We start from the raw sequence: 20,372 nt of genomic DNA, 5'->3' as shown, positions 1-20,372 counted from the left end.
CGTGGGCAGGGACGGGGACGAGGGCGGGGGCCGGGGCGGAGGCGGGGCCGGGGTACGGAGCGCAGGCGCGTCCGTGGGAAAAACGGTGGCGCGCATTGCGGTATGCTTGCGTCCCCCGCCATGCCCAACCGGCATGGCCATCGCCATCGCGCGATCCGCGTCGATGGTCTCTATCGGTCTCTATCAGGAATACAGACTCATGCAGCACTCTTCGCTCTTCAGGAAGCTGTCCGCCGCCATTCTGACCGTCGGCGTGGTCGCTGCCGGCAGTGCGGCCGCGCAGGAACAGACCATTCGCGTCGGCACCGTCAGCGGGCCCGACGCCGAGGTCTGGCAGGTGGTGCAGAAGGTGGCCAGGCGCAATGGTCTCAATGTGAAGGTGGTCGAATTCAACGACTACGTGCAGCCCAACGCCGCGCTGGATGCGGGCGATCTCGACGCCAACAGCTTCCAGCACCAGCCATACCTCGACAGCCAGATCCGGCAGCGCGGCTACAAGATGGTCAGCGTGGGTTACACCTATATCTCGCCGCTGGGCATGTACGCGGCCAGGCTGAAGTCGCCCAGGGACCTGCCGCAAGGCGCCAAGGTGGCGGTGCCGAACGATCCGTCCAACGAGAATCGCGCGCTGCTGCTGCTCGCCGCGCAGGGCGTGATCAAGCTCAAGAGCGGTGCGGGCGTCAACGGCGCCAATGCCACGCCGCTCGATATTGCCGAGAACCCGAAGAAGCTCAAGATCGTGGAACTGGATGCGGCGCAACTGGCGCGCGCACTGCCCGACGTGAGCGCGGCCGTGATCAATACCAACTATGCGCTGGCCGCGGGCTTGCAGCCGACGCGCGACGCGATCGCGCTGGAGGACATCCATAGCCCGTACGCCAACATCATCGTGGTGCGCACGCAGGACAAGGACAAGCCCTGGGTCAAGAAGCTGGTGGCGGCCTATCAGTCCGAGGAAGTGCGCCAGTTCATGAAGACCCGGTTCAAGGGCGCGATGGTGCCATCGTTCTGAGCGACTGGCCTGCGCCGCGCTGTCAGATACCGAGAATCTTCTTGGCTTCGCCCAGCGATTGCATCGAGGCATCGTGAGTGCCGGCCTTGTGCTGCGCTTCGCCATCGGCGCGCAGCTTGGCAACCTTGGCCGCATCGGCCGGTGACAGCTGCGGTTTGGTGGAAAGCTTGGCGTCGATGGCCTTCATTTCGTTCGGGCAGTTGTGCGCGAGCACGGCGCCGCTTGCGCACAGCAGGCTGAGCGATACCAGCAGGTGGATCGAAGTACGCATGACAGGCTCCTGAAATGGGGGGGTGCGCTTCAGCATAGTGCACGGGCGGCACAATATCCGCTGGCGAGGCCAGCCGGCGTCGATTCGTGGCCGGCCGGCGTCCGATCATCCCCGCAATGCCGGCGGCAGATGGCGGCCCACCCAGTCGCGCTCGCGCTCGTAGGCATAGGCCAGCTGCATCACGCCGAGGTCGTCGCGCGGCCTGCCGATCAGCTGCATGCCCATCGGCAGGCCCTGCTCGCCAAAGCCGACCGGCACGCTGATCACCGGCGCGCCGGCGAGCGTCCATGGCACCACCACTTCCATCCAGCGGTGATAGGTATCCATCGTGCGCCCCGCGATGGTGCGGGGCCACGGTTGCGTGACGTCGAACGGAAAGACCTGCGCGGTGGGTACCGCCACGTAGTCGAAGGTCGCGAACAGGCGTTGCAATGCCTGGTACCACGCGGTGCGCTCGGTGCTGGCCGCATAGAGATCGGTGGCGGTGAGCGGCAGGGCACCTTCGATCTCCCAGATGGCTTCCGGCTTGAGCTGCGCGCGCGTGGCCCCGTTGCGATAGAGCGCCATGCGCGCATTGCCGACCGAGAAATGCCGGTGCACCAGCCAGGTCTGCCAGATTTTCTCGGCCGGAAACGGCGGCTGGATTGCCTCGACGTCGATCCCCATGGCTGGAAACGCCGCCAGTGCCGCCTCGCATAGCGGCAGGATGCCGTCTTCCATCGGCAGGTAGCCGTTCCAGTCGCCGAGCCACGCAATACGCTTGCCCTTGAGCCCGGCGGCCAGCACCGCGTCGACGTTGTCGGGTGTCAGGGTCGACAGCACCGGGTCGCGCGGCAAGGCCTGCGGCGTGCGGACGTCGGGACCGGCCTGCGTGGCCAGCAGCAGGGCGAGGTCGGCCACGGTGCGCGCCATCGGCCCCTCGCAGCCGAGCTGCGGCAGGAAGGCGTCCGGCGTGGGGCCGTATGGCACGCGTCCGGCCGACGGCCGAAAGCCATAGACGTTGCAGTAGCCGGCGGGATTGCGCAGCGAGCCACCGAAGTCGCTGCCGTCGGCCACCGGCAGCATGCGCATGGCCAGCGCCGCGGCTGCGCCACCGCTGCTGCCACCCGCGGTGCGGGTGCGGTCGTACGGGTTCAGCGTGGCGCCGTAGACCGGGTTGAAGGTCTGCGATCCGAGCCCGAATTCGGGCGTATTGGTCTTGCCAACAAAGATCGCGCCGGCCTGGCGCGCGCGCTCGACGACGATCGTATCGCTGGTCGGAACGTTATCGCGAAAGATCGGCGAGCCAAACGTGGTACGCAGCCCACGCGTCATCGCCAGGTCCTTGGGCGCCTGCGGCATGCCATGCATCCAGCCTGACGACTTGCCGGCCGCCAGCGCCTCGTCGGCGGCGGCAGCCTCCTGCATCAGCGCCTCGGCGTCGCGCAAGGCGACGATGGCATTGACCTGCGGGTTATGGGCGCCGATATGCGCCAGATAGGCAGCCATGACCTCGCGGCAGGACAGTGTGCCGGCGTGGATCTGCCGGGACAGTTCGCGTGCGGAGAGGGTGACGACGGGATGGAGAGCGGTGGCGGCAGACATGACGGAGCGGCGAGTTGACGGAAGTTGCGCGGACGGAAGCATGATCATGCCGCCGGACCCTGCCCGCCGGCAAGCGGCTTGTCATGCATCGGGGATGTCCCATACACTTGCCGCCAGCCCGCGGCAGGGTCGGCATTGCGCTACGCAAGGGAAAGACATGTATCTCGTCAAACTCGAAATCAGGAATTTCCGAGCCATTCAACATATGGTGGTCGACTTCGGCATGCCGGGCAATGGCATGGCGGGAAACCGTATGACGGCCAACAGTGTGGCGGTAAAGAAGAGCGGCACACGGCGTTGGACGGTACTGCTCGGCGAGAATGGCTGCGGCAAGAGCACGGTACTGAAAGCTATCGGACTGCTGCTGGCGGGGTCCGAAGCGCTGCCCGATCTACTGGGCGACACGGATCAGTGGATTCACAACCGGGCAAAAAACGCCGAACTGAAGGCCACGATCGCCACCGTCAAAGGAGAGGAGCGGCAAATCTCGCTGATCCTGCGGCGTGGTGACGGGCGCGATATGGTCATTCGGCACAACGAGAAAGGCCTCGCGCTGCTGGACGACGCCATTCGCCACGCCGACCGCAATTACTTCGTCGCCGGCTATGGTGCGTTCCGCCGGCCGGGCGATACGGAAGGCGGCGCACTACGTCCCACGGACAGGGGCCGCGCCGGGCGCCTGGGCACATTGTTTTCGCCGGCGCATCAGCTTGTCGGCCTGGAGTCGTGGATCATCGGCCGCGATTACGTCAGCGGGCAACAAGGGCGCACGCTGATTGCGCAAGTGCTCGACAAGCTGTTGCCGGGCATGCGCTTCAAGGATATCGACAAGGAAAGCCGCGCCGTCATCATGGAAACGGTGGATGGCGATGTGCCGCTGCGCCAGTTGTCGGAGGGGTACCAGGCCATGGCGGCATGGGCCGGCGATCTTCTGTATCGCATCACCGAGACCTTCGGCGATCGGAAGGACCCGCTGTCCGCACGAGGCGTGCTGCTCATCGACGAGATGGACCTGCATCTGCATCCCGTCTGGAAGCGGCGCCTGGTGGCATTCCTGGACGATGCCTTTCCGCATCTGCAGGTTGTTGCCACTACGCATTCGCCATTGGCGGTCCAGCAATGCGGCGAAGGCGAGCTCTTCGTCGTGCGCAGGGAGGGCGAGGTGGGCCAGCCGGAACTTGTCGCATTTCGCGGAGATCCCGGCAAGCTGCGTCTCTCGGAGTTGTTTCTTTCGCCATTGATCGGGCTCGACACCCTGGACTCGCCGAGGGTCGCCGCATGGCGCGAAGAGGCAAGGCAGATTGAATTGCGCTCGGGGCGCAAGTCCGCCACGGATCTGAAACGCCTCGCGACCATTCGCAGCCACCTTGAGGGGACGACGCCGTTGCCGGTCGATGAAGCGCCCGCTTTTGCCGAGTTGATCGCCTTTCAGCAGCGCATGTCGCGCACGACGACAGTGGACCGGATCCGCGGGGCCGAGGCCCTGTTTGGCGCCGCTGGGCGCGCGGTGGCAGTGCCCGCAAGCAAGGCCACGCGGGCGAAGGCCGAAACCCGCGGGGTGGCGGCCAGAAAGCGCGTCACGGCGGCGACCGCGCCGACGAAGGCGGCGTCGAACCTTTTAGTGGCTACGGCGTCGAGGTCGAAGCCTGCTGCGCCACAAAAGGCCGCGGCAAAGAAGGTCGCGGCAAAGAAGGTCGCCGCAAAGAAGGTGGCCGCAAAGAAGGTGGCCGCGAAGAAGGTGGCCGCAAAGAAGGTGGCCGCGAAGAAGGTAGCCGCGAAGAAGGTGGCCGCAAAAAGGGCGCCAGCGTAAAAGGCGGTGCCCGCGAGGAGAGTCGCGCCTACGTTACCAGCCCATTGGGCCAAAGCGATGCAATGAACCGGACAGAGCAACCGGGCTGAGGGGGCCGGTCATGATCTATCTGAAACGAAGCAGGGATCTGAAAAGCGTCCATGCCAGCTTCACTGGGCCAAAGCTTCTCGACAAGCTGGCGAAACTGTGCGATGCGAGGATTTCTCACGGTGATGCCATTGTGTGGAAAGGCGCCATCGCCGACTGGAAGAAGATGAAGCGCTTCCTGACGCGCGACAGTCATGACAAGTGCGCGTACTGCGAATCGAGTACGTCAAGTGTTGCGCACGGTGATGTCGAGCACTTTCGCCCAAAGTCGGTGTACTGGTGGCTGGCACTGTGTGTAGACAATTATGTATTTGCCTGCCAGCTATGCAATCAGGTCCACAAGAAGGATTTCTTTCCTGTTGGCGGGGCGCGACTGAAGGCGCCGCAATTGCCGGCAACGTTGCCGACCGCGGCTGCGGCGCGCAAGCGTCTGTTGCAGGGAATCTGCCCGGATCCCGTCGTGGCCGACGACGCCACCGTGAGGGCGGCGTGGATCCCCGAGCAGGCGCATTTGCCGCACCCGTATCTTGAGGATCCCGAGCCGTTGTTCGCATGGAAGGCGGTCGAGACCAACGAGGAAGTCCACCTGGTGGCACCCGATCACGCCTCGCCCCGCGCGCGCCGTGCCGTGGCTGCGGCGGTGGCGTTTCTCGGCCTCAACCGGGAAACACTGACGCGCACCCGTTATCAGGTTTACCGGTCACTGGCCTTTGCGGTGACGGTATGGCGGACCGGCGGCAAGGTCGAGCGGCAGGCCAGCCTGGCAGAGATCCGTCGCATGTGCCGGAGCGATCAGCAGTTTGCGGGCATGTGCCGTTACTTTGCCCGGCTGGCAGGGGTGCCGCTCTAGCTCAACAATTCTGCATGGCGCGCGTGCCAAATCGTCGATTTACGCGCGGGCGCCTGTCGCCAACAATGGTGACATCTCATCCAGTTGCCAAGCGGCAAGGAGTTCAAGATGTCGTCTCTTACCATGCAAGCCCTCATCGTCGAGCAGCCCGGTGCACCGTTCAAGCGAGTCGCGCTGCCGCGGCCGGTGGCGGGTCCGGGTCAGGTGCTGGTCAGGATTCTGGCCAGCGGCGTCAATCCGCTCGATACCAAGATCCGCGCGGGCAAGGCGGCGCATGCGCGGCAGCCGTTGCCGGCGGTGCTGGGACTCGACCTGGCGGGCGTGGTCGAGGCGGTGGGCGACGGCGTGACCGCATTTCAGCCTGGCGATGCGGTGTACGGCATGACCGGCGGCGTCGGTGGTCTGCAGGGATCGCTGGCCGAATACGCGGCGGTCGATGCCGACCTGCTGGCGCATCGGTCTGCGAGCCAGCCGGTGCGCGAGGCGGCGGCGCTGCCACTGGTGTTCATTACCGCATGGGAAGGGCTGGTCGACCGGGCCGCCGTGCGTGCGGGCCAGACCGTGCTCGTGCATGGCGGCGCGGGCGGAGTCGGGCATATCGCGGTGCAGATCGCCGTAGCCCTCGGTGCCAAGGTGTACGCCACCGGCAGCCCCGCGCAGCGCGCAACCATCGAGGGGTACGGCGCCACCTTCATCGACCATACGACCACCGCCGTGGCCGATTACGTGCAGCAATACACGGACGGCGAAGGCTTCGACGTGGTGTACGACACCGTGGGCGGCGCGGTGCTCGATACCTCGTTCCAGGCGGCGCGGACCTATGGGGGGCATGTGGTCAGCTGCCTTGGATGGGGCACGCATGCGCTTGCGCCGCTCTCGTTCCGCGCGGCGACCTACTCGGGCGTGTTCACGCTGCTGCCGTTGCTGAGCGGCCGTGGCCGAGCCAATCATGGCGCGATCCTGCGCGAAGCGACGCGGCTGGTCGACGCGGGCGCGTTGTCGGTGCGCATGGACGCGCGGACCTTCTCGCTCGACCAGGCACTCGACGCCCACCTGGCGATCGAGACGCGCGCCGCCCAGGGCAAGCTGGTGGTCGACGTGGCGCGGTGAAACCGTGGCGCGCGGCCGCGCTACGCGTCCGCCAGCGCCGCCACCGTCGCGTCCAGCAGCGCGCGCAGGCGGGGCAGGCGGCGCAGGTCGCGGTGATAGCCGACCCAGACGTCGCGGCCAGGCGGCGGCGTGGGCGTCTCGATGCGGCGCAGGCCCTCGATGCGATCGGCCAGCAGGCACGGCAATACCGCGAAGCCCGCGCCGGCCGCGCAGAGCCGTGCCTGGGCCTCGCGACTGTTGCTGCCGAACACCATGCGCGCATGCGGCAACTGCTCGCGCAGCCAGCCAACATCGGGCATCTCGGCAAACGCGCTGTCCATGGTCACGAGTCCGCAGCCGGTGCCATCGCCGAGCGTGGGCAGTGGCGCATCGACGGCGCCATACAACGCATACTCCATGCGCATGAGCCGGCGCTGCACGATACCGGCCTCGTCGAATGGCTGGATACGGAACACGAGATCGGCCTCGCGCCGCGCCAGGTTGAGCAGGCGCGATTCGGTCAGCAGCTCGACGCTGACCTGCGGATGCACCCGCAGGAAGGCCGCGATCACCGGCGCCAGCACATACACGCCAAACCAGTCGGATGACGAGACCCGCAACGTGCCTTCGAGCACGTCATCCTGACCCGCCAGCGCGCGCGAGAGGGCCAGCGCTTCTTCCTCCATGCGCTCGGCATGACCCAGCATGGCCGTACCGGCGTCCGTCAGCACCAGCCCTTCGGCGGTACGCTGGAACAGCGTCTGGCCGACGCTTTCCTCCAGCGCACGCAGGCGGCGCCCCATGGTGGGCTGGGTCTGTCCGGCGACGCGCGCCGCGCCTTGCAGCGTGCCCGCGCGCGCGATCGCCAGGAAGATGCGGATATCGCTCCATTCCATGATGGCGCACCGTCCTCAGAGTTGTGCCGCGTGGTGCCGGATATGGTCTTCGATAAAGGTCGAGATGAAGTAGTAGCCGTGATCGTAGCCCGCATGGCGGCGTAGCGTGAGCGGCTGCCCGACCTTGGCGCAGGCCGCCTCGAATGCCTCCGGATGCAACTGCTCGGCCAGGAATTTGTCGTCGAGCCCCTGGTCGATCAGGATGCCGTGCGGGAACGGCGCCGAGGCCTGCGCGCTCATCAACGCACTGGCATCGTGCTGCGCCCAGCGCGCGCGATCTTCGCCCAGGTAGCCGGCAAAGGCCTTGTGTCCCCATGGACATTGCGTGGGTGCGGCAATGGGCGCGAACGCCGATACCGAGCGATAGCGGCCCGGGTGCCGCTGCGCCAGCACGAGTGCGCCATGCCCACCCATCGAATGACCGAACACGCCGATGCGGTTGGCATCCACCGGCAGACGCGCGCTGACGAGGTCGTGCAGCTCGTCGGCGACATAGCTTTCCATGCGCCAGTGCATGCGCCACGGCGCCTCGGTGGCATCGAGATAGAAGCCGGCGCCGACGCCGAAGTCCCATGCGTCGGCTTCACCCGGCACCCCGGCACCACGCGGGCTGGTGTCCGGCGCGATCAGCGCCAGGCCATGCGCGGCCGCATGGCGCTGGGCGCCGGCCTTGATGGCGAAGGTTTCCTCGCTGCAGGTGAGCCCGGCCAGATAGAACAGTGCCGGCACGCGCGTGGGGTTGGCGCCCAGCGCCTGCGGCGGCAGGAAGACCGAGAACCGCATCGGCAGCCCGATGGCGGACGACGGATGCCGGTAAAAGCGCTGCACGCCGCCGTGGCAGCCGTGTTCGGACAGCAGTTCCATGGCGGCTGCCTCAGTAGAGCACGACCGAGCGGATCGACTCGCCGCGCTTCATCAGGTCGAAGCCTTCGTTGATGCGATCGAGCGGCAAGGTGTGCGTGATCAGGTCGTCGATATTAATCTTGCCGTCCATGTACCAGTCGACGATCTTCGGTACATCGGTGCGGCCGCGCGCGCCGCCAAAGGCGGAGCCTTTCCATTCGCGGCCCGTGACCAGCTGGAACGGCCGCGTGGAGATTTCCGCGCCGGCTTCCGCCACCCCGATGATGATCGACTTGCCCCAGCCCTTGTGGCAGCACTCGAGCGCCTGCCGCATGACCTGCGTGTTGCCGATGCACTCGAACGAATAGTCGGCACCGCCGTCGGTCAGCTGGACGATATGGTCGACCACGTTTCCGACCTCCTTCGGGTTGACGAAATGCGTCATGCCGAACTTGCGCGCCATGGCTTCACGCGCCGGATTGAGGTCGACACCGATGATCTTGTCCGCGCCCACCATCCTCGCCGCCTGGATCACGTTGAGGCCGATGCCGCCGAGGCCGAACACCACGACGTTGGCGCCAGCCTCGACCTTGGCGGTAAAGATCACGGCGCCGATGCCGGTGGTCACGCCGCAGCCGATGTAGCAGATCTTGTCGAACGGCGCGTCCTGACGCACCTTGGCCACCGCGATTTCCGGCACGACGATATGGTTGGCGAAAGTCGAGGTGCCCATGTAGTGGAACACCGGCTTGCCGCCGACGGAGAAGCGCGAGGTACCGTCCGGCATCAGGCCCTTGCCCTGGGTGGCGCGGATGGCCTGGCACAGGTTGGTCTTGCGCGACAGGCAGAACTTGCACTGGCGGCACTCGGGCGTATAGAGCGGGATGACGTGGTCGCCGGGTTTCAGCGACGTGACGCCGGGGCCGACGTCGGTCACGATGCCGGCGCCTTCGTGGCCCAGGATCGCGGGGAAAATGCCTTCGGGGTCGGCACCGGACAGCGTGTAGTAGTCGGTATGGCAGATCCCGGTTGCCTTGACTTCGATGAGCACCTCGCCGGCGCGCGGTCCTTCGAGCTCGACGTCCTCGATGGTCAGCGGTGCGCCAGCCTTCCAGGCGATGGCAGCTTTGGTCTTCATGGATGGCTCCTCGGCAATGCGTGTGGGATGAGCGGGCCACGCGGCCCGCGACAGGCCAAGACTATACGTCCTGCGTGACGTCGCGGCCAGCCGCTGCGCGATTATCGGCCGCGGTAGCCGTCCGGCGGCCGCCGCCGCTGCAACGCGTGCGGTCAGCGCTCGGAATCCGTCAGCCGGACCGGTGCCGGCAGCGCGGTCGCGGGCGTGGCCCGGTCCGCGCGCGCGGGATGTCCGTCGGCCCCGAGCTGACTTTCGTGACGCCGGCCGAGCCACCAGCCGAGCGCGCCCCAGGCAAGCGCCAGCGCGGCGCCGGCCAGTGCCACGGTGGCGGGATGACCCGAGAACGCGTCGATCGCGGTCTTGACCCAGGCGCTGACGGCGTCGCCGGCACGGTACACCGCGGTGTCGATGACATTCTTGGCCTTGTACTTGGTTTCCGGATCGACCACCGTGAACAGCATCTCGCGGCCCGGGCGCAGCAGCGCGTACTCGCCGACGCGGCGCAGGATCATGACCCCGGCCAGCACCGCGAAGGTCGGCCAGATCGCCAGCAGGACAAAGCCCGCCGTCACGGCCAGCGGCACCGCGGTCAGCAGCGCCGTCACGCCATAGCGGCGCGCCACGCGTCCCGAGAAGAACAGCTGGACCAGGATGGTCAGGGCCTGCACGGTGGCGTCGAGCGCGCTGAAGACCTGGGTCTGCTGCGCGCGCGTCGGATACGTGGCGGCCACCAGGCGCGCCTGCTCGAAGTACAGGAACGTGCTGGCGGTGGCCAGCAGGATCACGAACAGGCCGATCCCGAGCAGGTAGCGCGAACGCGCCACCCGTACCAGACCGGCCCACAGGCTGCCGCCCACCGGCTGCGCCGGATCGAAGCGGTCCCCGCGCGTGTCGCCGGTGTCGTCGCTCTCCGCGCCCGGCATGCCGGCACCGGCCCGGCGCCGCCAGCCGAACAGGTATCCCACGCCCGGCAAGGTGGCCGCGAGCAGCGCGGCGGACAGCAGCATGAGCCCGGTCAGGCCCATGCGGCCGACCAGCCAGCCGCCCAGCACCGGGCCCGCCAGCCCGCCCGCACTGGCGCCTGCCGCCATCAGCGCGAACAGGCGGCGCGCCTGTCCCGGCTGGAACACATCCGCCATCAGGCTCCAGGCCACCGACACCACGAACAGGTTGAAGACCGACAGCCACACGTAGAACGCCCGCGCCAGCCACACGTCGTCGGGCGCGCGCCGCGTGGCAAACGCAAAGGCCAGCAGGCTGGCCACGAAGAACGCATACACCCACGGCACAAAGCGGCGCCGCGGCAGCCGCGCGCAGACGGCGCCATAGACTGGAATCGCCAGCAGCATCACCACGAAGGTCGCGGTGAACAGCCACTGCAGATTCTGCACGCCGCCCGCGATCCCCATGGTCTCGCGCACCGGCCGCAACATGAAATAGCTGGCAAACAGGCAGAAGAAGAACAGGAAGCCCGCGGCGACGGCACCGCCTTCGCCGCGCCGGATATCGAAGCCGCGCTGCAGCAGACCCGGCGTACCGGTCGGAGGCATCGGCCGGCGTCAGGCCAGCAGGGCGGCAATGCGGCCGCGCTCGCGCGCATCCGGCATGCGGCCGAACCCGGCGCCAAGGTTATCGGCCATGTTCCGCGGCTTGGAAGTTGCCGGAATCGCGGCCGTCACGGCGGGATGGCTGACGATGAACTTGAGGAACAGTTGTCCCCAGGAATTGCAGTCGATCTCGCCGGCCCAGTCCGGAATCGTCTTGCCCCGCACCGCCGAGAACATGCGCCCATCCTGGAACGGCCGGTTGATCAGCACCGCCACACCGCGTTCCTGCGCCAGCGGCAGCAGTACCTTCTCCGCATTGCGCTCGGCCAGCGAATAGTTGACCTGCAGGAAGTCGACGCGCTCGCTGCGCAGGATCTGCGCCAGCTGCTCGTGCGCATCGTCGCGGTAGTGGGTGATGCCGATATAGCGCACTTTGCGCGCTTCCTTGAGCTGGCGCATCCAGCGCAGGTTCTCGCGCCAGTCGATCAGGTTGTGCACCTGCAGCAGATCGATCGTATCGGCATGCAGCGCCGCGAGCGACTCGCTGAACTGCGCCGGCGCGCTGGCGTGGCTGGTGGAAATCTTGGTGGCCAGAAACACGCGCGTGCGCGCGTTGGCGGTTTGCAGGAGGTCGCCGGTCACGCCCTCCGCGCTGCCATAGCTTGGCGCGGTATCGACCACGCCGCCCGGCGCGTCGCGCAGCAGCAGCGACATGACCTCGGCGAGTGGCGCGCGTTCTTCCGCGCTCCTGCCGACATTGAAGGTATCGGCGGTCCCCATGCCGATCACGGGCAGGGCCTCGGTGCTGCCCGGAAGCTTGCGGCGCATCGGCGCGGCGACCGTGGCCGCCTCCGCGGTGGCGCCATACGCGCGCGGCAGGGCGAGCGCGCCGGTAAGACCAACGCCGGTAAGACCAACGCCGGTAAGACCAACGCCGGTAAGACCGAGAAAGGTGCGGCGATCCATTGACATGGCGACGTCCTTACGAGTCAGGTCGGGAGACCTTAGCGCGTTGGACGAAGCTTGTAAACACGACCGCGGACGGGGTAGGAAGGCGGTGGCCGGGGCACCGGCCGGCCAGAGATGGGCCGCGCACGGCACGCGTGCGCCCCCCGCCGGCAGCGGCGGCGGGGTGAGGCCGTCGCGATACCGCTTACCTGGTGGCCGCCTGTGCCTGGCGCAGCCACGCCTCCAGGCCGATGGCACCGAGCCGCGCGGGGCCGGTCGGGACCAGCGTATCGTCCGCCAGGCGTGCGCCAAAGTAACGGGCATCCGGATCGGCGACGATCTTGCGCGCATCGCCGGTGCCGGCAAAGTAGCGCGCCATCAGCTCGGGCAGGCGCAGGCGTTCCGGACCGGCAATGGGAACAATACCGTTGGCGGGCGTGGCTTCGGCCGTATCGGCCATCGCCGCGGCCACGTCGTCGGACGCGATCGGCTGGATGAAGGCGGGCGACAGATGCACTTCGTCACCGACGGCGCCAGCCTGCGCGATGCCGCCGATAAACTCAAAGAATTGCGTCGCGTGCACGATGGTGTAAGGGATGCCGGCAGCGCGGATCAGCGCTTCCTGCGCGATCTTGGCGCGGAAATAGCCGCTTTCCGCGAGCTTGTCGGTGCCCACCACGGACAGTGCGACGTGATGCTTCACCCCTGCCTTCTTCTCGGCGGCGATCAGGTTGCGGCCCGAGGTCTCGAAGAATTCGAGTACGGCCTTGTCCTCGAACGACGGCGAATTGGCCACGTCCACCACGACCTGCGCGCCCGCCAGCGCCGCGTCCAGGCCTGCGCCGGTCAGGGTGTTCACGCCCGACTGGGGCGAGGCGGCCACCACCTCGTGGCCGCGCTGACGCAGCAGCGCGACGGTCTTGCTACCGATGAGGCCGGTGCCGCCGATGACGACGATCTTCATGACTTTCTCCTGGAGGATGGATGCTTGCATGCTAGGGGCCGCGCGCATCGCGCGGTAGCCCCGCGCAGGGATGCAGCGTGTTGCCATATGGGCACCAATGACGGCGAAAGCACCGGGGCGACGTCGATGTCCTGGCACCAATTGCGGCGGCGGCCGGCCAACGCACCCATTGATCGATGCCCGCCGCCTTCAGACGCCGGGAAACGGCAACGCCAGATCGAGCGCGCGCGTGCGCTCGGTCATCTCGTCGATAAACACGCGAATGCGCGAAGGCAACTGCTTGCGGCTCAGGTAGCAGACGTAATGGCCGCGGTCGTCCGGCGCATAGCGCGCCAGGCACGGCACCAGCTCGCCGGCGCGCAGCAGGTCGCAGACCTGGTAGGCCGCCAGCTGCGCGATGCCCTGGCCCGCGAGCACCGCTTGCAGCACGAGGTCGGCATCGTTGTACGTCTGCTGCGAGGTGGGCGAGAGCGAGCACGCCTGGCCGTCCACCTTGAACTCCCAGTCGCGCACCCGCCCGCTGGCGGCACGATAGTTGATGCAGCAGTGGCCGGCAATCTCGTCGAGCGTCTGCGGCAGGCCATGCTCGCGCGCATAGTCGGGCGAGGCGCAGACCAGCAGCTGCATCGGGATCAACTGCCGGGCCACGACCTGGCTGTCTTCCATCTTGCCGTCCCGGAACGCCACGTCGACGCGGTCGCCGGTAAAGTCGGCCGGGCGGTCGTCGAGCTGGAAGTCGAGCGCGATCTCGGGATACTTGGCGTGAAAGTCGCCCAGCAGCGGGGCGATGACCTTGCGGCCGAAGCCGGTACTGGCGCGCACGCGCAGCTGTCCGCGTGGCGGACCGTTGCGCAGCTCGCGCATATCGTCGAGCGCCTGCGCGATGCGCTCCACACCCGGATGGCAATTCTCGTAGAAGAGCTCGCCTTCGCGCGTCAGCGTGGTGCTGCGGGTGGTCCGCACGAACAGGCGCGCGTCGAGTTGCGCTTCCAGCTTCTGCACATTGCGGCTGACCGCCGAGCGGCCGATGCCGAGACGGTCACCGGCGCGGGCAAAGCTGCCTTCGCTGACAACGGCCAGAAACGCGACCACCCCCGCGTAGCTCGTGGCAAAGCTCGAGGCGAGGGCGTCACGACGGATATCCGGGAGGGGGGCGATGGTGTCCATATCCCTCAAGACGTTGGACACCATGCGTTTGTGACAACAATCGCGAAAAAATCCGCGAAAAAATCGCGAAGATGTTTCCCGGCTTACTTGATGGGCGTGAGAATCGGCGCGCCCTTGTCCTTCAGCAGCACGACGATGAACTTCGCGGGCTGGGTCCGGCTGGCGTTGCGTCCGACGGTATGGATGTCCTGCGCGCCCTCATGGAAGGTCTGGCCCGGCTTCAGCGTGACTTCCTTGCCGCCCTTGACGCCCATCACGATGGACCCTTCGAGCACATAGAGAAAGGCGTGGGCGTCGTGACGGTGCACCGGATCGGCCGCGCCCGGCGCATATTCCACGGAGATCATCACCGCTTCCTTGCCGGGATATTCGGGCAGCTCCTGCGTCATCAGCGGCGTGACGGTGACGCCGTCGTGCACCATCTGGCCACCCGCGGCCCGCGCCGGCAGCGCCAGCGTCAGGGCCGCCAGCGGCGCGGCCAGCATGCACAGCATGGTACCGAGCGTGGGAATGCGCATCATGGGCATGCGGATCATGGCGTTACTCCAGGTTGGCCTTGTCGAGGCCGAATGCCTTGTCCGACGAACCCGGCACGGTCTGGAAGGCGATGTTGACGCGGTTCCACGCGTTGATCGACATGATCTGGTAGGTGAGGTCGGTGAGTTCCTTCTCCGAGAACTGGGTGCGCACGCGCTCATAGATCTCGTCGCCCACGCCGTGCTCGCCGATGCGGGTCAGGGCTTCGGTCCAGGCCAGCGCGGCGCGCTCGCGCGGCGAGAACAGGGTCGATTCGCGCCAGATCGGCAGGTGATGGATGCGCAGTTCGCGCTCGCCATGGATCTTGGCCTGCTTGATATGCATGTCGAGGCAGAAGGCACAGCCGTTGATCTGCGAGGCGCGGATCTCCACCAGGTGGCTCAGCGGCTGCTCGATGCTGGTGATCTTCTGCATGGCCATGCTGAATTCCACGAACTTCTTGAACAGCTCCGGGGCTTGCTGCATGTAGTTGAGACGTTGGGTCATGATCTTTCTTTCCTGGCGGATGGAGGGAGGTCCCCGGGGGACGCCGGGGTGCCATGCGGCATGGGACCGCGCAGGAAGAATGGTAGAAAGCCGGGCGCCGTGCCGGTAGACACCCGGAGGTGCTCATGTTGTTGAGCGCAGGGCACCAATCCTGGTGCGGGTGCGCGGCCGCGGCATCGGTCGCCGTCAGGGATTACCCTTGGCGACCGCCTCCGCCGACCAGCTCGGCAGCCAGCTCAGCAACCAGCGCCGCAAGCACCATAAGCGGCCGCGATCCGGATGAGCTTGTCCGGATTGCGCTGGACGTGGATGGTCACGATGCGCTCGCCATCGGTCTCGTAGCTCTGCGCAGACTCGAGCTGGCCCTCGATGAAGCGCAGCAGCGCCCATTGGCCATTGAGAATGACCGGCTCGAAGCGCATGTCCGCGCCATAGCGCAGGTGGCCCGCATAGAACAGCTGGGCAATGCGCCGTCCGCCGCCGAGCGGCTTGGGAAAGCTGGTGACCTTGCCGCCGCCGTCGCCGATCAGTTGCGCGTCCTCGGCCAGCAGGCCGCTGATGGCCTGGAAGTCGCCGCGGTCCACCGCGTGCGCAAAGGCCTGCAGCAGGTTCTGATGGATTTCGCGGGAAACCGTGTAGCGCGGACGTTCCTCACGCAGTTGCGTGCGCGCGCGGCTGACGATCTGCCGGCAGGCGGCCTCGCTCTTGCCGATGACGTTGGCCACCTCGTCATAGTCGGCATCGAACACCTCGCGCAGCAGGAATGCCGCGCGCGACTCGGGGGTCAGGCGTTCCAGCATCTTGAGAAACGCCACCGACAGGTCGTCGGCGCGCTCCTTCAATTCTTCCGGTGTCGGCGGCGACGCCTCCAGCAGCGGCTCGGGCAGCCAGATGCCCGTGTAGTGCTCGCGCTGCACCTTGGCGGCGCGCAGGCGGTCGATCGCGATGCGGGTGGTAACGGCCACCAGCCAGGCCTCGGCGCTGTCCAGGCTCTCGTGGCTGGCGCCGTGCCAGCGCAGCCATGCGTCCTGCACGACGTCCTCGGCTTCGGCGACCGAACCGAGCATGCGGTAGGCAATGCCGTGCAGGCGGGGGCGTAGCTGGTCGAAAGTACGGGTCAATTCATCCATGTTGTTTTCGGGTCCCGGGCGCATGCACGCATGCCACATGCGGCCCGGGCGCAAGACGTTCGAGGGCAGGGTTTTGTGACGGCGACGTCGGACCACATGATGCAACAAGGCTGATTTTCTGTCGGAAATTTTGAGAATCGTCCCATATACGTGTGTCCAATCGATGCCAAGAATGACCCCTGCCGCCACACCTGTGACGGCCGGCGCGGCGGTCTGGCGCCGTGGACATCAACGTTGAAAGGAGGTCGCACATGTATCGCATGACCCATCGCGAGACATCGGACTACACCATCCCGCCCTTAATACGCCCGCTGACACCCCATCTAATACGTCCGTCAATACGCCCGTCAATGCGCCCGTCAATACGCCGGTTGCCGCATCGACCGGGCGAGCCCGGCCAGATGGAGCGCCCGTGGCCGACGGCGGGCCGATGACCCGCAAATGAAAAGCCGGACGGCCCGCAAGGTCGTCCGGCTTTTTGCAACGGCGGCGAGGTGGCCATGCCACGCGCCCCGCCCTCAGGGCGCTTGCGGTTTCAGGCCGTGGTAGTACGCCGCCAGGTTGGCAATGTCCGCATCGGTCAGCGGCTTGGCCATCATCGACATCATTTCGTCCTTGCGGGCCCCCGACCGGTAGTCCTTGAGGGCCTTGATCAGGTATTGCTCGTTCTGCCCCGCGAGATGCGGGGCCTCGGGCAGTTTCGACATGCCGTCGAGGCCATGGCAGGCCTGGCATTGCACCGCCCTGGCCCGGCCCGCGGTGGCGTCGGCCGACCATGCCGGCATGGCCAGGGCCGCCAGCAGCGCGATGCCGGCCAGCACCGCAACGCCATGCCGCGAGGTCTGGCGGCGCGGCCACGCCAGGCCGGCCCGCTGTTTTCCTGCCCAGACTTGCCATACCCGCATCACTTGGCTCCGGAGTACGAAATACGATAGATCGCGCCGGCATAGTCGTCCGACACCAGCAGCGAGCCGTCCTGCAACTGCTGCACATCGACCGGCCGCCCCATGTATTCGCCGTTGGGCGTCAGCCAGCCTTCGGCAAAGACCTCGGTTTCCCCGGCCGTGCCATCGGGCTTGATGGCGGTATGCATGATGCGTGCGCCAACCGGTTTGGTGCGATTCCAGGAACCATGCTCGGCCGCGAACACGCCGCCCTTGTACCTGGCCGGGAACATGCTGCCGGTATAGAACGACATGCCGAGGTCGGCCGCATGGGCGGCGTACTCGACTTCAGGGAAGACCACACCCGCGGGCGGCTCGGCATCCTTGTATTCCGTCGTGCGCACCTTGCCGCCGCCGTACCACGGGAAGCCGAAGTTCTGGCCCGCCTTGGTGGCACGGTTCAGTTCGCCGGGGGGCTGGTCGTCACCCATGCCGTCGACCTGGTTATCGGTAAACCAGAGCGTCTTGTCGGCCGGGTTGAAGTCGAGCCCCACCGAGTTGCGTACGCCGTGCGCATAGACTTCGCGGTTCTTGCCGTCCTGGTCGATGCGGATGATGCCGGCCAGGCCGTTGCGGTCGAGCGCGGCGAGCTTGTTCTTGGGCGGCACGTTCCACGGCTGGCCCAGGGCGATGTACAGCTTCTTGTCCGGGCCCACGCGGCACGCGCGCGCGCCGTGGTTGAAGCTCTCGAATTCGGTCGGGATCAGCTTGCCTTGCGGCACCACCACCGCGGCGGCCACATCGGGGCCGCCCTCGCCGAAGAACTGCGCGGCCGGAAACGCCAGCACGCGGTTCTGCTCGGCCACGTAGAGGATGCCGTCGGGCGAGAAACACACGCCGTTGGGCACCTTGAACGAGATCGAGGTGGCAAAGGCCACCACGTCATCGGCGACGCGGCGCTTGGTGCGGTCCGTCACCTGCCAGACGCGATTCTTGCGCGTGCCGACGAACACCACGCCGGTCGACGGCTCCACGGCCATGTGGCGCGCGTCGGGCACCACGGCATAGAGCTCGATCTTGAAGCCCGGCGGCAGCTTGATGGCCTTGAGGTTCTCGCGTAGCGAGTCGGCTTTCTGGCCGGTTTGCGGCACGCTTTCGGCGGGCGCGGTGCCAGTCGCCTTGAACTGCGAGAGCTTGTCGAGGTTGTTCTTGTCCGCCGCCACGGCGGCAGTGGTGGCCAGGAGCAGGGCAGCGGCCAGCGGCAAAAGCTTCGGGGTTTGCAACATGGTGGTTGTCTCCGGAGGTTCTTGTCTGCTTTTGAAGCCCGCGACCGCAAAAGGTACGACCACCCGGTGGGACGGCTGCATCCCGTCGGATCCCCTGCCTGGCGGGGTACGACCTGGAAAGCTTAGGTCAAAGTTTTGTGCTGGGAAAGGCGATTCCAGGAAAACGCCGCCTGGCGCGCGGCATCCCCCCGCACCCTGAGCGCGGGCTGCCGCGCGGCGGGAATGGCAATAACAAAAGCCAATGGCCGCGATAGCCATTGGCTTTTTTCCGCGGCCGCAATGTCCGCAACGTTCGCAATGGCCGGGAATGCCGGCCCGGCTTGGGGCGACCGGGCCGGTCCACGGCCATCACCCCATGCGGTGCAAGCGGAGCATGCCGCGCGCCTAGCCGCTATGCTTGCCGTCGGGCGGGGCCGAGACGCCGGTGCGGTCCATGCCGGCCAGCCGGCCCGCGAACGGCACGTCGAGCGCGGCGGCATGGCTGGACCCGTCGGGCATCCAGTCGGTCTGCCGGTTGACCGCGCCATGGGTGTCCTCGATACCGTCGCCGTGCTGGCTCGCGCGGGCGCCATCGGTGTACGGATCGCGTGGACCGGTGCGGAACGCATCGTCATCGCGATCGTGCGCCGGCAGCGCGCGCGGATCGGCGGCATGGGCCGACGCCAGCGCGGCGGCACCCAGCAGGAACGCCGCCGCGAGGCGTGCGGCCAGGCGCGCTGGGCGCAGGGTACGGCGGGAGGTAAATCGGGAGGTTAGTCGGGAGGTAAGTCGGGAGATACGGATAGCACGTTGCGTCATGTCGAACTCCGGAGAGAGAGTGGGTGACTGGTCTGCGCGCAGCCAGCGCCCTTGTTCATGGGACAAAGAGCGGAAAACATCGGCGGCCGGACCCCTGGGGGGGACCGCGGCCGCCGGGGGCGATGCCCCAAACGAGGAGACTGCATTGGGGCGGTCGCACACCGGCGGCGACCACGCTGCCGCCCCGGACCGTGGTCGTGCCTCCATGCTAGGGGTTGGGCGGTGTGCGCGCAGCCATCTGTTCGGACGCACCGGTGGCGCGTTCGTGTCGCGATGTCATCCGTCCGTATGGGTTCCATGGCGGCCTTTTGCAGCGCACGAAGGGGGATGCGCGCAACGGGAAACAGGCCGTCGGATTTTTTCCGGCATTTTTGCGCGCCAGGCGGTTAAGCTTGCGGTCGCATCGTGAATCCGACGGGTGCCCGTCGGCGCGGCCTTATCCGGGCCGTAACCCTGGCCACGAACAGGCGATTGTTGCGGGAATCAGCACGGACATCCGGACGGGATGGCCGCGCTCGCGCCTATACGAACATATAGTTATGCGCGCCCCGGGCGGCCCCTATGATCTGCCCCACGGGTGCTGCGACGATGGGGTTGCAGATCGCCGCATGCTCACGAGGCTGGGGTAGTCGCTTGCAGAACACGCTGATTGTTGCGATTGTTGACGATGATGAGTCCGTCCGTCTGGCCACGGCCAGGCTGGTGCGTTCGCTCGGCTGGGAAGTGCATCCCTACGCGTCCGCACGGGCCTTCCTGGATTCCGGCCGGGTCGCGGAGGCGGACTGCGTGATCACCGATTTCCAGATGCCAGGCATGACGGGGCTCGAAATGCAACGGACCTTGACCGAACGGCAGTTTTCGGTGCCGATCATCTTTATCACGGCGTACTGCACCGACGCCGTACGACGACAGGCGCTCGATTCGGGCGCGATGTCGGTATTGCCGAAGCCGGTTGACAGCGCTTCCGTCCAGGCTTGTCTGGAGCGGGTGGCGCTCGACGTCGGTCCGCCATCTCACTAAATCCGGCTGCATGTGCGAGACTTCG

Annotated in this window: 19 protein-coding genes and 2 pseudogenes; 6 read left to right on the top strand and 15 right to left on the bottom strand. The window is 66.9% G+C overall.

Features of this window, described 5'->3' with window-relative positions; all coding sequences use genetic code 11:
* Window positions 1–199 precede the first annotated feature (199 nt).
* Window positions 200–1,012 carry a MetQ/NlpA family ABC transporter substrate-binding protein gene (locus DFLDMN_RS25990; protein ID WP_423198627.1) on the top strand — a complete coding sequence of 271 codons (813 nt, stop codon included), beginning with the start codon at window positions 200–202 and terminating at the stop codon, window positions 1,010–1,012.
* Window positions 1,013–1,034: 22 nt separating this feature from the next.
* On the opposite strand, the gene DFLDMN_RS25985 is transcribed toward DFLDMN_RS25990, so the two are convergent.
* Window positions 1,035–1,283 carry a hypothetical protein gene (locus DFLDMN_RS25985; RefSeq protein ID WP_423198626.1) on the bottom strand — a complete coding sequence of 83 codons (249 nt, stop codon included), beginning with the start codon at window positions 1,281–1,283 and terminating at the stop codon, window positions 1,035–1,037.
* Window positions 1,284–1,388: 105 nt separating this feature from the next.
* Entirely contained in the window at window positions 1,389–2,867 is a 1,479-nt protein-coding gene (locus tag DFLDMN_RS25980) for an amidase (RefSeq protein ID WP_423198625.1), read from the bottom strand.
* Between DFLDMN_RS25980 and DFLDMN_RS25975 the strand changes: the two are divergent.
* The 4 genes and pseudogenes from DFLDMN_RS25975 to DFLDMN_RS25960 form a co-directional block, all read left to right on the top strand.
* A pseudogene (locus tag DFLDMN_RS25975) lies at window positions 2,770–3,966 on the top strand (AAA family ATPase); the annotation flags it as partial. The gene DFLDMN_RS25980 and the pseudogene DFLDMN_RS25975 sit on opposite strands and share 98 nt — an antisense overlap.
* 522 nt (window positions 3,967–4,488) lie before the next feature.
* A pseudogene (locus tag DFLDMN_RS25970) lies at window positions 4,489–4,668 on the top strand (hypothetical protein); the annotation flags it as partial.
* A 109-nt stretch (window positions 4,669–4,777) separates the two neighbouring features.
* Complete coding sequence (locus tag DFLDMN_RS25965; protein ID WP_423198624.1) at window positions 4,778–5,614, top strand: HNH endonuclease; 837 nt, start codon at window positions 4,778–4,780, stop codon at window positions 5,612–5,614.
* 108 nt (window positions 5,615–5,722) lie between these two features.
* Entirely contained in the window at window positions 5,723–6,724 is a 1,002-nt protein-coding gene (locus DFLDMN_RS25960; protein ID WP_423198623.1) for a zinc-dependent alcohol dehydrogenase family protein, read from the top strand.
* 20 nt (window positions 6,725–6,744) lie between these two features.
* Here DFLDMN_RS25960 and DFLDMN_RS25955 read toward each other — a convergent pair whose 3' ends face one another.
* The 13 genes from DFLDMN_RS25955 to DFLDMN_RS25895 form a co-directional block, all read right to left on the bottom strand.
* Window positions 6,745–7,599, bottom strand: coding sequence for a LysR family transcriptional regulator (locus DFLDMN_RS25955; RefSeq protein ID WP_423198622.1), 855 nt, complete (start codon window positions 7,597–7,599; stop codon window positions 6,745–6,747).
* Between the two features lie 15 nt (window positions 7,600–7,614).
* Window positions 7,615–8,463, bottom strand: coding sequence for an S-formylglutathione hydrolase (fghA, locus tag DFLDMN_RS25950; RefSeq protein ID WP_423198621.1), 849 nt, complete (start codon window positions 8,461–8,463; stop codon window positions 7,615–7,617).
* A gap of 10 nt (window positions 8,464–8,473) precedes the next feature.
* Window positions 8,474–9,580 (bottom strand): S-(hydroxymethyl)glutathione dehydrogenase/class III alcohol dehydrogenase, encoded by a 1,107-nt coding sequence (locus DFLDMN_RS25945; protein WP_423198620.1) that lies wholly within the window; start codon window positions 9,578–9,580, stop codon window positions 8,474–8,476.
* A gap of 152 nt (window positions 9,581–9,732) precedes the next feature.
* Entirely contained in the window at window positions 9,733–11,130 is a 1,398-nt protein-coding gene (locus tag DFLDMN_RS25940; protein ID WP_423198619.1) for an NTP/NDP exchange transporter, read from the bottom strand.
* Window positions 11,131–11,139: 9 nt separating this feature from the next.
* Window positions 11,140–12,099, bottom strand: a complete 960-nt coding sequence (locus tag DFLDMN_RS25935; RefSeq protein WP_423198618.1) for an aldo/keto reductase — start codon at window positions 12,097–12,099, stop codon at window positions 11,140–11,142.
* Window positions 12,100–12,280: 181 nt separating this feature from the next.
* Window positions 12,281–13,039 (bottom strand): SDR family oxidoreductase, encoded by a 759-nt coding sequence (locus tag DFLDMN_RS25930; RefSeq protein ID WP_423198617.1) that lies wholly within the window; start codon window positions 13,037–13,039, stop codon window positions 12,281–12,283.
* Between the two features lie 189 nt (window positions 13,040–13,228).
* Window positions 13,229–14,206 (bottom strand): LysR family transcriptional regulator, encoded by a 978-nt coding sequence (locus DFLDMN_RS25925; protein WP_423198616.1) that lies wholly within the window; start codon window positions 14,204–14,206, stop codon window positions 13,229–13,231.
* 83 nt (window positions 14,207–14,289) lie between these two features.
* The gene (locus DFLDMN_RS25920; protein WP_423200575.1) at window positions 14,290–14,700 is read right to left on the bottom strand and encodes a cupin domain-containing protein; all 411 of its coding nucleotides are present in this window, start codon (window positions 14,698–14,700) and stop codon (window positions 14,290–14,292) included.
* Between the two features lie 46 nt (window positions 14,701–14,746).
* Window positions 14,747–15,229 carry a carboxymuconolactone decarboxylase family protein gene (locus DFLDMN_RS25915; protein ID WP_423198615.1) on the bottom strand — a complete coding sequence of 161 codons (483 nt, stop codon included), beginning with the start codon at window positions 15,227–15,229 and terminating at the stop codon, window positions 14,747–14,749.
* A gap of 236 nt (window positions 15,230–15,465) precedes the next feature.
* The gene (locus DFLDMN_RS25910; protein ID WP_423198614.1) at window positions 15,466–16,359 is read right to left on the bottom strand and encodes an RNA polymerase sigma-70 factor; all 894 of its coding nucleotides are present in this window, start codon (window positions 16,357–16,359) and stop codon (window positions 15,466–15,468) included.
* Between the two features lie 518 nt (window positions 16,360–16,877).
* Window positions 16,878–17,264 carry a c-type cytochrome gene (locus DFLDMN_RS25905; protein WP_423198613.1) on the bottom strand — a complete coding sequence of 129 codons (387 nt, stop codon included), beginning with the start codon at window positions 17,262–17,264 and terminating at the stop codon, window positions 16,878–16,880.
* Window positions 17,264–18,529, bottom strand: a complete 1,266-nt coding sequence (locus DFLDMN_RS25900; protein ID WP_423198612.1) for a PQQ-dependent sugar dehydrogenase — start codon at window positions 18,527–18,529, stop codon at window positions 17,264–17,266. Before DFLDMN_RS25900 ends, DFLDMN_RS25905 begins: the two co-directional genes overlap by 1 nt.
* A 384-nt stretch (window positions 18,530–18,913) precedes the next feature.
* Window positions 18,914–19,327, bottom strand: coding sequence for a hypothetical protein (locus tag DFLDMN_RS25895; RefSeq protein ID WP_423198611.1), 414 nt, complete (start codon window positions 19,325–19,327; stop codon window positions 18,914–18,916).
* Window positions 19,328–19,960: 633 nt separating this feature from the next.
* Here DFLDMN_RS25895 and DFLDMN_RS25890 point away from each other — a divergent pair.
* The gene (locus tag DFLDMN_RS25890) at window positions 19,961–20,347 is read left to right on the top strand and encodes a response regulator transcription factor (RefSeq protein ID WP_423198609.1); all 387 of its coding nucleotides are present in this window, start codon (window positions 19,961–19,963) and stop codon (window positions 20,345–20,347) included.
* Window positions 20,348–20,372: the final 25 nt, after the last annotated feature.

This window comes from Cupriavidus sp. H19C3, from assembly GCF_049393815.1.
Taxonomy (GTDB): Bacteria; Pseudomonadota; Gammaproteobacteria; order Burkholderiales; family Burkholderiaceae; genus Cupriavidus.
The sequence above is the reverse complement of the archived record's forward strand: the minus strand, read 5'-3'. Positions and strand labels throughout refer to the sequence as shown.

Excerpts from the sequence above, each read along its gene's own strand:
- DFLDMN_RS25990 (WP_423198627.1), top strand. The coding sequence starts at position 200 with ATGCAGCACTCTTCGCTCTTCAGGAAGCTGTCCGCCGCCATTCTGACC.
- DFLDMN_RS25985 (WP_423198626.1), bottom strand. The coding sequence starts at position 1,283 with ATGCGTACTTCGATCCACCTGCTGGTATCGCTCAGCCTGCTGTGCGCA.
- DFLDMN_RS25980 (WP_423198625.1), bottom strand. The coding sequence starts at position 2,867 with ATGTCTGCCGCCACCGCTCTCCATCCCGTCGTCACCCTCTCCGCACGC.
- DFLDMN_RS25965 (WP_423198624.1), top strand. The coding sequence starts at position 4,778 with ATGATCTATCTGAAACGAAGCAGGGATCTGAAAAGCGTCCATGCCAGC.
- DFLDMN_RS25960 (WP_423198623.1), top strand. The coding sequence starts at position 5,723 with ATGTCGTCTCTTACCATGCAAGCCCTCATCGTCGAGCAGCCCGGTGCA.
- DFLDMN_RS25955 (WP_423198622.1), bottom strand. The coding sequence starts at position 7,599 with ATGGAATGGAGCGATATCCGCATCTTCCTGGCGATCGCGCGCGCGGGC.
- fghA (WP_423198621.1), bottom strand. The coding sequence starts at position 8,463 with ATGGAACTGCTGTCCGAACACGGCTGCCACGGCGGCGTGCAGCGCTTT.
- DFLDMN_RS25945 (WP_423198620.1), bottom strand. The coding sequence starts at position 9,580 with ATGAAGACCAAAGCTGCCATCGCCTGGAAGGCTGGCGCACCGCTGACC.
- DFLDMN_RS25940 (WP_423198619.1), bottom strand. The coding sequence starts at position 11,130 with ATGCCTCCGACCGGTACGCCGGGTCTGCTGCAGCGCGGCTTCGATATC.
- DFLDMN_RS25935 (WP_423198618.1), bottom strand. The coding sequence starts at position 12,099 with ATGTCAATGGATCGCCGCACCTTTCTCGGTCTTACCGGCGTTGGTCTT.
- DFLDMN_RS25930 (WP_423198617.1), bottom strand. The coding sequence starts at position 13,039 with ATGAAGATCGTCGTCATCGGCGGCACCGGCCTCATCGGTAGCAAGACC.
- DFLDMN_RS25925 (WP_423198616.1), bottom strand. The coding sequence starts at position 14,206 with ATGGACACCATCGCCCCCCTCCCGGATATCCGTCGTGACGCCCTCGCC.
- DFLDMN_RS25920 (WP_423200575.1), bottom strand. The coding sequence starts at position 14,700 with ATGCTGTGCATGCTGGCCGCGCCGCTGGCGGCCCTGACGCTGGCGCTG.
- DFLDMN_RS25915 (WP_423198615.1), bottom strand. The coding sequence starts at position 15,229 with ATGACCCAACGTCTCAACTACATGCAGCAAGCCCCGGAGCTGTTCAAG.
- DFLDMN_RS25910 (WP_423198614.1), bottom strand. The coding sequence starts at position 16,359 with ATGGATGAATTGACCCGTACTTTCGACCAGCTACGCCCCCGCCTGCAC.
- DFLDMN_RS25905 (WP_423198613.1), bottom strand. The coding sequence starts at position 17,264 with ATGCGGGTATGGCAAGTCTGGGCAGGAAAACAGCGGGCCGGCCTGGCG.
- DFLDMN_RS25900 (WP_423198612.1), bottom strand. The coding sequence starts at position 18,529 with ATGTTGCAAACCCCGAAGCTTTTGCCGCTGGCCGCTGCCCTGCTCCTG.
- DFLDMN_RS25895 (WP_423198611.1), bottom strand. The coding sequence starts at position 19,327 with ATGACGCAACGTGCTATCCGTATCTCCCGACTTACCTCCCGACTAACC.